Origin of the sequence: Halomonas sp. 113, assembly GCF_904067645.1 — a bacterium.
Taxonomy (GTDB): Bacteria; Pseudomonadota; Gammaproteobacteria; order Pseudomonadales; family Halomonadaceae; genus Vreelandella; species Vreelandella titanicae.
In genome coordinates, this window is the sequence record NZ_LR881453.1 from 958,348 (window position 1) to 971,517 (window position 13,170).

The 13,170-nt window shown below is 55.3% G+C and carries 11 protein-coding genes; 7 read left to right on the plus strand and 4 right to left on the minus strand.

Annotated elements, in window-relative coordinates:
• The first annotated feature begins 73 nt into the window (after positions 1–73).
• Together YERSI8AC_RS04700 and YERSI8AC_RS04705 are read left to right on the plus strand one after the other, a co-directional pair.
• The gene (locus YERSI8AC_RS04700) at positions 74–2,482 is read left to right on the plus strand and encodes a TonB-dependent siderophore receptor (RefSeq protein WP_236557242.1); all 2,409 of its coding nucleotides are present in this window, start codon (positions 74–76) and stop codon (positions 2,480–2,482) included.
• A gap of 31 nt (positions 2,483–2,513) precedes the next feature.
• On the plus strand, positions 2,514–3,383 hold the full coding sequence (locus YERSI8AC_RS04705; protein WP_138799692.1) for an alpha/beta hydrolase: 870 nt from the start codon (positions 2,514–2,516) through the stop codon (positions 3,381–3,383).
• Positions 3,384–3,392: 9 nt separating this feature from the next.
• Here the strand turns inward: YERSI8AC_RS04705 and YERSI8AC_RS04710 are convergent, their stop codons facing one another.
• Positions 3,393–4,295: a LysR family transcriptional regulator gene (locus YERSI8AC_RS04710; protein ID WP_022519622.1), complete on the minus strand. Its 903-nt coding sequence runs from the start codon at positions 4,293–4,295 to the stop codon at positions 3,393–3,395.
• 183 nt (positions 4,296–4,478) lie between these two features.
• On the opposite strand from YERSI8AC_RS04710, the gene YERSI8AC_RS04715 reads away from it, so the two are divergent.
• Positions 4,479–5,057 carry an NAD(P)H-dependent oxidoreductase gene (locus YERSI8AC_RS04715; RefSeq protein ID WP_022519621.1) on the plus strand — a complete coding sequence of 193 codons (579 nt, stop codon included), beginning with the start codon at positions 4,479–4,481 and terminating at the stop codon, positions 5,055–5,057.
• Between the two features lie 88 nt (positions 5,058–5,145).
• On the opposite strand, the gene YERSI8AC_RS04720 is transcribed toward YERSI8AC_RS04715, so the two are convergent.
• From YERSI8AC_RS04720 to msrP, 3 genes are all read right to left on the minus strand, one after another.
• Positions 5,146–6,939 carry a S8/S53 family peptidase gene (locus YERSI8AC_RS04720; RefSeq protein ID WP_138799694.1) on the minus strand — a complete coding sequence of 598 codons (1,794 nt, stop codon included), beginning with the start codon at positions 6,937–6,939 and terminating at the stop codon, positions 5,146–5,148.
• A gap of 101 nt (positions 6,940–7,040) precedes the next feature.
• Positions 7,041–7,658, minus strand: a complete 618-nt coding sequence (gene msrQ, locus YERSI8AC_RS04725) for a protein-methionine-sulfoxide reductase heme-binding subunit MsrQ (RefSeq protein WP_138799695.1) — start codon at positions 7,656–7,658, stop codon at positions 7,041–7,043.
• The gene (gene msrP / locus YERSI8AC_RS04730; RefSeq protein ID WP_159176211.1) at positions 7,658–8,674 is read right to left on the minus strand and encodes a protein-methionine-sulfoxide reductase catalytic subunit MsrP; all 1,017 of its coding nucleotides are present in this window, start codon (positions 8,672–8,674) and stop codon (positions 7,658–7,660) included. The genes msrQ and msrP overlap by 1 nt, the downstream gene beginning before the upstream one ends.
• 173 nt (positions 8,675–8,847) lie before the next feature.
• Here msrP and YERSI8AC_RS04735 point away from each other — a divergent pair, with 173 nt between their 5' ends.
• The 4 genes from YERSI8AC_RS04735 to YERSI8AC_RS04750 are packed head-to-tail and all read left to right on the plus strand — an operon-like array spanning position 8,848 to position 13,130.
• The gene (locus YERSI8AC_RS04735; protein ID WP_022519617.1) at positions 8,848–10,503 is read left to right on the plus strand and encodes an FMN-binding glutamate synthase family protein; all 1,656 of its coding nucleotides are present in this window, start codon (positions 8,848–8,850) and stop codon (positions 10,501–10,503) included.
• Between the two features lie 58 nt (positions 10,504–10,561).
• Positions 10,562–11,533 carry a DUF2157 domain-containing protein gene (locus YERSI8AC_RS04740; RefSeq protein WP_138799697.1) on the plus strand — a complete coding sequence of 324 codons (972 nt, stop codon included), beginning with the start codon at positions 10,562–10,564 and terminating at the stop codon, positions 11,531–11,533.
• Positions 11,530–12,600 carry a DUF4401 domain-containing protein gene (locus YERSI8AC_RS04745; RefSeq protein WP_159176212.1) on the plus strand — a complete coding sequence of 357 codons (1,071 nt, stop codon included), beginning with the start codon at positions 11,530–11,532 and terminating at the stop codon, positions 12,598–12,600. The genes YERSI8AC_RS04740 and YERSI8AC_RS04745 overlap by 4 nt, the downstream gene beginning before the upstream one ends.
• A complete protein-coding gene (locus YERSI8AC_RS04750) occupies positions 12,597–13,130 on the plus strand; it encodes a GDYXXLXY domain-containing protein (RefSeq protein ID WP_138799699.1) in 534 nt (177 codons plus the stop codon). The genes YERSI8AC_RS04745 and YERSI8AC_RS04750 overlap by 4 nt, the downstream gene beginning before the upstream one ends.
• Positions 13,131–13,170: the final 40 nt, after the last annotated feature.

Sequence of the window (13,170 nt, forward strand, 5' to 3'; positions counted from 1 at the left end):
TATTTATTGTCCCTTTTCCGATCTCGTTCGACCCAGAGATAAAGCAACCGATTCTGGAATTAACGAGATAAAGATGTCCAAACCCTTTAACCCCAAGCAGACACTCATATCCCTTCGATACCATCATGGCAAACCCTCGTGCGCGCTTGGCGGTATCGCACTAGGCTGTGCCCTGATGAGTTCGATGTCGCTGTTGCCCCTACAAGCAGCGCAAGCACAAACAGCGGACGGGCAGGCGCAACAGGCTGCTAGCCAGCAGGCATACAGCATCGAACCAGGATCGTTGGGCAGTGTATTGAGCAAGTTCGCCAGCCATGCGGGCATTGTGTTGTCTTTCCCCGCTGACCTCACTGATGACCTGCAAAGCGCTGGATTGAATGGGCGTTATAGCGTGGAGGAGGGGTTTGCCCAGTTGCTTCAGGGCAGTGGTTTGAGAGTGGTCAAGCGGGGGGCCGCGGACTATGTAATGGAAAAAGCAGGTACTGCAGAAAACATGGTATTGGATACCGTGGCAGTGGTAGGCAGCCGAATCAGTAGTGACGGTTATTTGGCTTACAGCACCTCAGCGGGCAGCAAAACCGACACACCGCTGATAGAGCTTGCGCAAAGTATCAGTGTGGTCACCGAAGAGCAGCTTCGTGACCGGCAGCCGTCGTCAGTAGAGCAGGCGGTGGCTTATACGGCTGGGGTTCGGGTTGAAGCAGCGGGGATGGATCCGCGCTTTGACTTGATATCGGTGAGGGGGTATCCGACGGTATATCATGGCGATTTCCTTGATGGCTTGCGCCAACCCAATAGCGGGTGGCTCTCCTACTACTCCACCGTGCCCTATAATCTGGAACGAATTGAGATAGTCAAAGGCCCTGATTCGATGCGCTATGGTCAGCTATCACCGGGTGGGCTGGTGAACCGGGTTAGCAAACGTCCAAGTGCTGATGCGCCACAGGAAGTGCAACTGCAGGTGGGCAGCCATGACCATCTGCAAGGCCAGTTCGATGTGGGTGGTGATATGGGCAGCGATGTGCAGTACCGCTTGGTGGGCGTTATGCGCGATGCGCAAACGGACATTGAACAGGTGGATAATGACGTCTCGCTGCTGGCGCCATCTCTTTATTGGCAGATTAGCGATCGTACCGACATTACCTTTATTACCCAGTATCAGGAACGCCAGACCTCTGCTTCACCGCGTCCTTATCAGGACGGCGATAACCTGACTCATTTTTGGTCCAGCGATGAAGACTTTGACAAGCTGGATCAAGAGCAGTGGGCACTAGGTTATGAATTTAACCACCATTGGAGTGACCAGCTGCAACTGCAGCAAAATGTGCGCTACGGCCAGGTGGATACCACCAACCAGTACCTCTCAGCAGGCACCTTATCCGGTACAACGCTGAGCCGCAGCAGTGTCGGCCTTTACGAAGAGATGGAGTCTCTTAGTACTGATACTAGGCTGATGGCAACCTTTGATCAGGGCGGGGTGGAACATGAGGTGATGCTAGGCGCCGATTACGCCTATCTCGAGAACGATGTCATTTATGCGGGCGGCAGCGCGCCGTCGATCGATATCGACAACCCGGATTACAGTCAGCCTGTAGCCCAGCCGAGTAACGTGTGGACAAACGACAGTGGGAAAGCCCACCGTAGAGGTCTTTATTTACAGGATCAGGTCAAGCTCGATAACTGGCGTTTGACCGCAGGAATCCGCCGCGACTGGGCGCGTGACGAGACTCGCAACCACCTCACCGGTACTGCCAGCGAAAGCCGGGATGAGAAAAACACTTGGCGCTTTGGCGCACTCTACGCATTTGATTCGGGGCTGTCGCCGTACTTCAGCTATGCGCAATCGTTCCTGCCTGAGAGCGGTACCGATGTGAGCGGCAATGACTTCGATCCTACTGAAGGTGAGCAGTTTGAGCTGGGGCTGAAATATCAGCCAGCGGGCAGTGACGCGATGCTGACTGCGGCGATCTACCAGATCGATGAGGCCAATCGTAAAACCACTGATCTCGAGAACCCGCTATTTCAAGTACAAACCGGAGAAGTGCGTACCCGTGGGCTGGAGCTTGAGGCCGTTGGGAATGTCACCGACGACCTGCGCATGACCGCAAGCTACAACTACAACCGCAGCGAAATCACCGCAGATAATGATGGCAACGAGGGCAGTGACCTGGCGAATACCCCGCGTCACCTGGCGTCCCTGTGGTTGGATTATCGCGTTCCTGCGTTGGAACGGCTGCGTCTTTCCGGTGGGGTGCGCTATATCGGTAGTGAGTACATTGATAATGCCAACAGCAATAAAAACGCTGCATACAGCCTGTTTGATATGGCGGCTCACTATGATTTCGCGGGCTCTTTACAGGGGGTTCGTGCCAGCCTCAACGCCACTAACGTAACGGATGAAGAGCATATCTCCTGTGAGGGCATCTATTGCTATCGCGGTGCCGGTCGCAGTCTGATTGGTAGCATCGCTTACCAATGGTGATGAAGTGGCAGCGTCGCGGGGGCAACGAGTCATGAAACTTTTTGTGAGTAGTTTAGTGTTTGCTGGGTTGGTTTTAATGGCCGGTTCAGGGGCAGCATACGCAGATGAGCCAGACGTGGCGGCTGAGCGTCAAGTGACCCTTGATCAGACGCTGGAATGGACGATGCAAAACCAGCAAGGTGCCGTCTATCGTATCCTGATCAGCAAACCGGAAGGCGAGGTACCCTACAGCGGCGGTTACCCGGTGATCTACGTGTTGGATGGCAACGCTTATTTCGCTTCGTTGCATGAGGCCAAGCGGGCACAGGAGCCGTTCCGCCAGGCCATTATTGTGGGCATCGCTTATCCGGGCGAAGCGCCGCATAACTTCCTGCGGCGCTCTTACGATTTATCACCGCCGGTGGCCGAGGAGCAAAACACGCCACCTCAGGGCGGACAGGATGAGCTGTTGGATTTTATCGAGCAGAGCTTGATGCCTGCTATTGCCGAGCGCTTTCCTGTAGATGCTAATCACCAGAGTCTTTATGGCCACTCTTTCGGCGGTATGTTTGCGATTTATGCCTTATTTACTCGGCCGGAGCTGTTTAACCACATTGTCGCGGCCAGCCCCAGTCTCTGGTGGAACAATAGCTACCTGTTGAAACATGAAAGGGACTTCAGTCAGCAGGTGGAGGCAGGGGAGGTTAATGCCATCCATCACAGCCTTTCATTGGTCGTGGCCGACAACGACTCACTCCAGAACCAGCAGGATGCTAGTCAGCTTTATCAGCGGCTTGAAGACCTGTCGGCATATGGTTTGCGTAGCAGTTTTCACAAAGTAGAGGGCGAAGATCATATGTCTGTTCCCTTTGTGCTGGAGTCGCGTGTTCTCAAACAGCTTCTGGGCACTCGGGGCGGCTGACCGAGTGTTTTAAGCGATCAAATACTTCCCTGGCAGTTGTTCAGCTAAAAACTCCATAAACAGCCGGGTGCGTTGTGAAAGCGTGGTTTGGCGGTAGTACACGGCGTTCACAGCTTGGGTCTGCATTTCTGTGCAGTCGGGTAGTACATCCACCAGTGTGCCGTTTTGACGGGGAGTGATGGTCATAAAGTCGGCTAAGCAAGCGATGCCTTCTCCCGCAACGGCTAACTCGATTAGTGTACTGCCGCTGGAAGCCGCCAGCGTTGGGGTGATGTGCAGGGGTTGACCATCGGCGCGGAACAGTGGCCAGCGGTTGAGATGATCAAGCTGGCTGAAGCCTAGCAAGCTGTGATCTTGAAGGTCGTCGATGCTTTGCGGCGCGCCTTGGCGTTTAAGGTAGACGGGGCTGGCCAGAAGGCGCAGCGGGCTGTAGCCAAGGAGGCGGGCGTGCAGCGACGAATCTTCAAGCTTGCCAATGCGGATGGCCAAATCAACCCGCTGTTCCAACAGGTCGACAAAGCGATCATGAGTATCCAGCTCCAGCGTAATACCAGGGTAGCGGGCGCGGAACTCGCCAATCACCGGCACAATCACGAACTGCATAAAACTGGGGGCGGCGTTAACTCGTAGCCTGCCTTGGGGCTGGTTGTGGCGATCCAGCATTGCCTCTTCGGCTTCTTCAACGGCAGCCAGAATATGGCGGCAGTGGTTTAGAAACGTTTCTCCCTCTTCGGTAAGTTCCAAGCGGCGCGTTGTGCGACGTAATAGCGTGGCGCCAAGTTTTTGCTCCAGACGGTTAAGCGTACGGCTAACCCCGGAAACGGTCATGCCAAGCCGCTCAGCGGCGCCTGTGATAGAACCGCTATCCACGACTGTCACAAATGCTTTCTGTTCTTCAAGGGTGCTTTTCATAAATTGCTTTTCATAGCGCTGCCGTTTGCCTTAGTGAGTGTTTAACATTGTTGATTTAAAATCAAAAGAGTCTTGCTGGTACGTCGCTTCTTTTTCCGCGCTGTTACTCCCACAATACGCGCCATTAACGTCAAATCTACTCGGTTAGCTTTGATGATGAAACTCTTTGGGAGAAAGCGTTAGATGAAGATTCTACTGATTAACGGGGGCAAGGCGTTTGCCCACTCTGGCGGTAAGCTCAATAATACCCTGCACGGCGTGGCAGTGAGTACGTTGCAGGAAATGGGGTATGAGGTGCGCGAGACGGTGGTTGATCAAGGCTACAATCTTGAGACCGAAGTGCAGAACTACCTATGGGCGGACACCATTGTGTATCAGATGCCGGGTTGGTGGATGGGAACGCCCTGGATCGTTAAGCGCTACATCGATGAGGTATTCACAGAAGGCCACGGTTCGCTCTACGCCAGCGATGGCCGCAGCCGCCAAGACCCGACCAAGCAGTACGGCAGTGGTGGCCTGCTACAGGGCCGTCGCTATATGCTATCGCTGACCTGGAACGCGCCTTTGGAAGCGTTCGATGAGCCTGACAACTTCTTCGAAGGGCGCGGTGTGGATGGTGTCTACTTCCCGTTCCACAAATCTCAGGAATTTATCGGCTTAGAAGCGCTGCCGACCTTTATCGCCAACGATGTAATGAAGATGCCGGATGTCGATCGCGATAAAGCGGCTTATCGTGCCCATCTGCGCAAAGTGCTTGGCTAAAGTACTTGGCTAAAGGATTTGGCTTAACGTAGTTAATTCGGACAAGCCCACCTCGCGAAGTGGGCTTTGCTTGGCTGATTTATCTGACCTAGCGATCCCGATCCAAGCTTTGCACCGTCAGATCCAGCGCCTTGTACATATCCAGGCGGGCGGACAGACCGATATCCGGGTGGTTCAGCTCGTTGGCCCGCTCCGATGGCAGTATCGGTGCGGTCAGATCATCCGCGTCTGTCGGCTCGAAATCGTACTCCTCCCCGATCGTCATGGCACTGCGGCGAAGTAGCATGCGTAACTGTGCCGGGGTAAGTTCGGGGTCAATTGACATCATTGCCGCTAATAGGCCAGCCACCAGCGGGGTCGCGTAGGACGTTCCGCAATGGGCTTCGCCTTGCTCACCCTCTACCAGGGAGGAGCCTCGTACACAGGCCGCTGCGGTTATATCCACCCGCATATCGATATTGGATGCATTCCGTTTGACCACATAGCGGGGATCTTCAACCTGCACATCCTCATCGCTGCGTTCATGCCCACCCACGACAAACAGTTGGTCGGTAATAAAAGAAGAGGGCAGGCGATAATCGTCACTTCCTGAAAATGACGACGCGTTGCCTGCTGAGTTCACGACGACTACGTCGGGGTGTTCGCGGCGCAGCCATAAGAAGAACTCTTCGAGCAGTTCTTCGTAACCGCTCATGGCGATGCCGGAACGCACCAGCGAATCGACCTCCTTCCCGTTAATGTCGATTGCCCCTACTCGGTGAATGCCCCAACTCCAGTTGAGTACGCGTACTCCGTCCTCTACCAGATTGACGGAAGCAGCAACATTAGCCGTTATGCCGGCATCTGAGTTGCGATCCACAATTACATCGAAGCCAGGGCCCACATCGTCCAGCCCGCGTAAAAAACCACTGTTGCCACCTTCGTTCCAGGCCGCGGAAAATACGCCAGCGACCGTTGTGCCATGCCCGTCGGGCTTAGCCGCATCGCGGGCGTACACGCAGGTTCTAGTGGAATCAGTGCGGCAGTCACCCAGGTAATCGGCAAAATCCGGGGCGTCAAAGTCCACCTCCCGCTCGATGACGCCAATACGGATGGGCTGCGTCTCGATATCCCCGCCGTGCCCCTGACGTGATAAGCGTCGCTGGTAATAGTTCACGGCATCCAGAAAACGATTCGACGCCCACTCCTGATTATCCGCAGCGGGCGGCTTTTCCGTTTCGCTCTCAATGCTCTCTTCTGCCCCCGACTCTTCGACCACCACCGCATCCACGCTCACTTCGCTGCCTAGCCTAAGTACCAGCGCGTCGCGCTCTTCCAGGTTGCGGGCGGGCAAGCGCAACTGATAGGTATTGAGCGGTGGGATCATACCGACGACTTCGGCGTCGTACTTCTCTGCCAAACGCTGGGCTTCCTCGGCACCGTCGTGGCTCTCTTCAATAATCAGGCTGATCAGATCCACGTAGGTGGTGATGCCATCCATGTTCTTCGCCACCTCTTGGTCGGTGGCGGCTACTACGTGGCTGCCGTTAAGGCTGAGCCAAACCGGGTTGCTGGACTGCTCACGCTGCTCAAACCACAGTGGGCCGCTTTGCGCATCAGCGCTGCTGATGCTTACACGCACCCGGTCGTTGTCGCGGGTGATCTCCTTTGGCTGAAGTGCTGTACCGTTCAGCTTTATCTGAAAGTCGTTGTTCTCAAGCCCACTGACGCTAAGACAGAACTCTTGTATATCCAGCGTCAGTAGATTGCCACAGCGCTGCAGTTGTTCGACTCGCAACGGCTGTTCAGCTTGCGCAGATTGCTCTGCAACCGCGACAGTTCCAATCAACATTAATGCCAGCGCTGAAACCAGCCGACCAGCGCCCAAATACGTTGCTGCCATATGACTACTCCAAACGCTATCCGATTGACTGCACGCAGCATAAACGCATTAACTGAACAGAACATGAACCCGTTTGGTACGAAAGGGGATCTATTGAGGCTTTAACGGCTAAAACGATAACGCAGTTTAGGCAGGGAGCGGGCAACAGGCGGCAGGCGGGTGGCCATAATCAGCGCAGCCATAGCGGCATACATTGCCCACTCCTGCATATCCGCGCGCACCACCCAGAAGAAGTGCAGCAGCACCAGCCCCAAAATGGCGTAAGAGAATTTGTGCAGCGACTTCCAGCGTTTGCCTAGGCGCTTCATCGACCACTTGTTAGACGTCGCCCCCAGCACGGAAAGGCCGATTAGCGCGATCATACCGACAATAATATACGGGCGCTTGACGATCTCACTACCCAGCAGTGCCCAGTTAAGCCCCAGAATAAACAACGCGTAACTGAGCATATGTAGGGTGGCGTAAGCCAGCGACCAAAGCCCTAACTGGCGCCGGATCAGCGCAAAGCCTTTCCAGCGGGTAAGCTTGGTCAGTGGGGTAAGGCTAAGGGTGAATAGCAGCAACCACAGCGCACCAATGCCGATATTCAATAGCAGGTAGCGCCCCGGTTCGGGGCCTGCGGCGTTATTCGCCACCTGCCAGCTCCAAAACAGTAGCGGTGCTAGCGCCGCCAGAAATACCGCGACGCGCCAGGCTAGCCATTTGTGCTGCGTTGCCATCAGTAGTTCTTCCTCAAATCTAACCCCGCATACATCTCGGCAACTTCGTCGGCGTAGCCGTTAAACATCAAGGTATCGATAGTGTTGGGGTTGAACAGGCTGTTGGGTAAACGCCGCTCGGTGGCTTGGCTCCAGCGGGGGTGGTCTACCTCTGGGTTAACGTTGGCATAAAAGCCGTACTCATCGGCGGCAATCTGCTGCCAGGAGTTGACCGGCTGCTCTTCTACCAGCGAGATGCGCACAATCGATTTGATACTCTTGAAGCCGTACTTCCAGGGCACTACCAGCCGTAGGGGCGCGCCATTTTGGTTAGGCAGTTCGCGGCCATACATGCCCATGGCCAGCAGCGTTAGCGGGTGCATGGCTTCGTCCAGGCGCAAGCCTTCCACGTAGGGCCAGTCGATGATTGAGAACGAGGAGCGCTGGCCACGCATCTGATCCGGGTCTACCAGGGTTTCAAAGCGTACGTACTTGGCTTTGCTGGTGGGGTCGGCGCGCTTGATGATTTCCGCCAGCGGAATGCCCAGCCAGGGGATGACCATCGACCACGCCTCGACGCAGCGCAGGCGGTAAATACGCTCTTCAAACTGCGAAGGCTTGGCGAAGTCCTCCAGGGCAAAACGCCCGCCGTTATTGACTTCGCCATCAACTACCACACTCCATGGCTCTGTTTGTAGGCTGCCCGCATGGCGGGCGGGGTCGCCCTTGTCAGTGCCGAACTCGAAAAAGTTGTTGTAGCCACTGGCGTCATCAAAGGGGGCGATTTTATCTTTGTCTGGATCGCTAGGGGTAATGGCCCGCCATTGGGTCTCGCTGATTTTCTCCTTTAACCAGGCTGGCGCATCGCCTTCAGGCACGTCCGAGTAGTCGGCGTTGGCACTGGCGTGACCGGATAGGGCAAGCCCTGCACCTAGGCCTGCCACACCGCCCATAAAGCGCCGCCTGGAGAGGTAGATAGATTCCGGCGTGACATCGGATTCGTGTAAGTCACTCGGTTTGGCAATCTTTATTAGCATTGGGTGTCTCCACTAAGGCCTTTGTGGGTAGCATACGAGGTGAGTGCAGCATTCGATATTAATGGGTGTAGTAAGTTCGCCAAAACTTACACAAAACCCTTACGATTTAAATTGAGCCTGTCGGGGTAGCTGGTCGCCCCGTGGTGAACTGTTGATAAGGAGTTCGTGTTCAGATGATCGAAGCCCGGGGATTGACCCGTATTCCTCTGCGTAATGCCGTCTTTGTTGCCTGCCTGATCCTGCTGTTGGTTTCGCTGGTGGGGGTGGTGTTTTCTTTAGCATGGCTTTGGGGCGTGGCGATTTTTGGCATGCTCGCTGGGCTGGGGCTTTATGATCTACGCCAAACGCGGCGAACGGTGAGCCGTAACTATCCTGTTCTGGCCCATTTTCGCTATGTTCTAGAGTCCATTGGGCCGGAAATACGTCAGTATTTCATCCAGTCTGATCTTGACGAACGACCATTTTCCCGCGAGCAGCGCGCTGTGGTCTATCAGCGTTCTAAAAATGAGAGCGATAAAAAGCCTTTTGGCTCCTTGCTGGACATGTATCAGCCGGGGCATGAGTGGATCAACCACTCGCTACTTCCCCAGGCTATCGAAAACAGTGACTTCAGGATTCGGGTGGGCGGTAGCCGCTGCAGCCAACCCTACCTGGCGAGTGTTTTCAATATTTCGGCCATGAGTTTCGGTTCGCTTTCGGGCAACGCTATCGAGGCGCTGAATGCGGGCGCTGGTAAAGGCGGTTTCTATCACGATACCGGTGAAGGCTCTATTTCCGGCTATCACCGCAAGCATGGAGGTGATCTCGTCTGGGAAATAGGCTCTGGTTACTTTGGCTGTCGCAACGACGATGGCTCGTTTAATGCGGAGCGCTTTGCAGCTAACGCCAGTGCCGATCAGGTGAAAATGATCGAAATCAAGCTTTCCCAGGGCGCCAAACCGGGGCATGGCGGTATATTGCCAGCGGCTAAGGTAACTGCCGAAATTGCCGAAGCGCGAGAAGTTCCCATGGGCCAGGACGTGATTTCACCCGCTGCCCATTCAGCTTTCTCGACGCCGCTGGAACTGATGGCATTCATTGCCCGCCTGCGTTCGCTTTCTGGGGGTAAACCGATCGGCTTCAAGCTGGCGATTGGCCACCCCTGGGAGTGGTTTGCGATCGTTAAGGCGATGCTAGAAACCGGCGAGCGGCCTGATTTTATAGTGGTGGACGGTGGCGAAGGAGGAACCGGTGCGGCACCGCTGGAGTTTATCAATCGTATAGGTGTGCCTTTAACAGAAGCCGTTACGCTGGTGCATAACACCCTGGTGGGGGCCGGGCTGCGCGAGGAGATTCGTATCGGCGCGGCGGGTAAGATTATGTCCGGTTTTCACATTGCCCGAACCATGGCACTAGGTGCTGATTGGTGCAATTCGGCCAGGGGCTTTATGTTTTCATTAGGATGTATTCAGGCGCTTAACTGCCATTCCGACAAATGCCCCAGCGGCGTGGCTACTCAAGACCCTAACCGCAGCCGCCATTTGGACATTGTCGATAAAACAGCGCGGGTCTACCACTTCCACCGCAATACCTTAAAAGCGCTGGCGGAAATGCTAGGTGCCGCAGGGCTTAGCCACCCTAGTGAGCTGGGGCCCGAGCACATTATCCGGCGTGTCTCGGAAAACGAGATTCAGTCCTACGATCAGATATTCACCTTCTTAAAACCCAATGAATTGCTCAATGCAAAGTGCGAGCACACGGTATTCAAGCACTATTGGGAAAATGCCCGAGCCGACTCCTTCCAGCCGCCTGCGCAGGTTGCTCGGTTGCGCTTTACTAAGTTGGAGTGATCGTGGCGCTTAGCCTAGATTACTTTGTTTCCACTGCGCCGTTTAGAAGGGAGCCCCCATGGCATCTACCCGCCGTGAACTGATACCACTGATTGAGCAGGGCGTGATACCACCTGAACAGGTGACGCGCGCAGTGCAAGCTTCTGGGCTGCACCCTTCGCCTCGCGCTTGGGCGCTGTTTATTGATCGCTTACTGCTGTGGCTAGGCGGACTGGCGCTGGCCTTCGCGGTGCTGTTTTTCATCGCTTATAACTGGGCTGAGATGGGCCGTTGGCTGCGCTTTGGCGTGGTGCAGGCAGCGATGGTGCTGGCGGTAGGCATCGCCGTTTGGCCCAAGGCCAGCCCGATGGTTCAACGTGTGGCGCTAACCTCGGCCACTTTATTGGTGGGCGTGCTGTTGGCGTTGTTCGGGCAGGTGTACCAAACCGGTGCCGACCCCTGGCAACTGTTTTTTACCTGGGCGCTGCTTGCTCTGCCCTGGGTCTGGGTGGCGCGCTTTGAGCTGCTCTGGGTGTTGTGGCTGGGGTTACTCAATTTGGTCGTCGGGCTCTATTTTCGTACCTGGGGCGGGCCGTTTGGCGTTTTGGTCAGTAGCGATGCCGCGCTTTGGGGGCTGTTTGGGCTCAATACCCTTGCCCTGGCGACATGGGAATGGGGTGCCCGTTGTCGGAACTGGTCACAGCAGTGGGTACTACGCTTGCTGGCGGTGGGTAGCGGGGTGCCTATGACGCTGTTAACGATGAGGTTGATAGTCGATGCAGGCCTCTTATGGTCGCCAGTGCTGGAGATTTACTCACTCTGGCTGGCGGTGCTGTATGGCGTTTATCGCTATTGGCGGCCTGACCTGTTTATGATCGCGGGCGGCTGTGTCTCGGCGTTAACGGTGACCACACTGCTGCTTGCCAGGCTGTTGCTCTGGGAAGGCGATTGGCAAGAGGGAAGTCTGCTGCTGATCACCATCGCGGTACTGGCGATGGGCGCTGGGGCCGTGGTATGGCTAAAGCGGCTACATCGGGAGATTTCCCAGTGACGAACAACGTTAATGATTTAAGCGTTAGGCTGAGCCAAGCGGGTATTCCGTTAAACGAGCCTACCTCCCCAGCGCAGTTGCAAACGCTTTGGTTTGTACGTGCGCTGCAGGCCTTTTCAGGCTGGTTAGCGGCGCTATTTCTGCTCGGCTTTATCGCCATGGGCGTGGTGTTCGTGGTGGAGAGCCCCGCCGCGTCGTTGGGCCTGGGGCTTGTGATGATCGGTGCGGCTTATGGGCTGTTTTGCAAAGCTCGCGGTGATGTGCTCGAGCACTTGGCGCTTGCGGTTAGCTTAGCCGGGCAACTGCTAATAGCGTGGGCGCTGGTCGAGTTCTGGAATGTGTCCACTTATTTGTGGTGGTCGCTGCTGGCCTTACAGTGCGCACTGGCGCTGGTAATGCCAAGCCAGGTACATCGCACCTTTTCAGCCTTTGCCGCCAGCTTGGCGCTCTATATGGCTTTGGCAGTGAACACTATGGCGCCAGCAGCGGGTGGATTGGTGCTGTTGGCATTGGCGCTGCTCTGGCTGAATGAGTTTCGCTGTCCTGGCCGTATTCAAGATGTGCAAGCATGGGGCTACGGCCTGTTGATAGGCCTCTTGGTGATGCAGGGATTAGCGCATAGCGGCCACTCCTTTGCCTTCTGGTTTGACGCACAGAGCACTAACGCTTTTGCATGGTCAGCACCCTGGTTGAACGCCGTGTTCGTGGCACTCTCTCTGGCGTTGCTGCTCTATACCATCCCTCATTCCAAAACCCATTGGGGGTTGTATCTCAGTTCTTTAGCGCTGCTGTTGGTCTCATTTTATGCACCGAGTGTGGGCCAAGGTTTGGTCGTCGTACTGTTAGGGTTCGCGATCGGGCATCGCCTAGTGCTGGGGCTTGGAGTGCTTTCTCTGCTGATGGGCATTGGCAGCTATTACTACTGGCTGAACGCAACACTGTTAACCAAGGCTCTAACGTTGCTGGTGTTGGGGGGAGGGCTGCTGGCGCTACGTTGGACGCTGCTCAAGTGGTTGAGCGTAGAGGAAAATAGTCCGTCGACCTCTGTGGAAGGACATGGGCAATGATGCTGAAAGCCAAGCGAAATCGCTGGATCATAGTGTTAACCACCGTCGTTGTGTTGATGGCGGTGAACTGGGCCGTTTGGCAGAAAGAGCGTCATTTATCCGAGGGAGAAATTGTTTACCTGGAGCTGGCGCCTGTCGACCCGCGCTCATTGATGCAGGGCGACTATATGGCGCTAAACTTTGCGCTGGGTAACCAAATTCAAAGCGCGCTTTATCAGAGTGAGCGTGATGAAGACTCGCTGAAAGCTCTTAACGGCTATGTAGTGGTGCGTTTGGATGAACAGCGTATCGCTCACTTTCAGCGCTTGGATGAAGGTACTTCTTTACGCGACGACGAACGGCGCCTTCGCTACCGGCTACGCAATGGTCAGGTACGCTTTGCCACCGATGCGTTTTTCTTTCAGGAGGGGCACGGTGAGCGCTATGAGCCAGCGCGTTATGGTCAGTTTAGGGTGAATACCAAGGGCGAGCCCTTGCTGGTGGCTTTATACAATGCAGAATTAACTAAGTTAGGAGAAAGCGTTAAGTAAAATTTACTTTATCTGGCGAGCTGTTCTCATTCCACTTTTC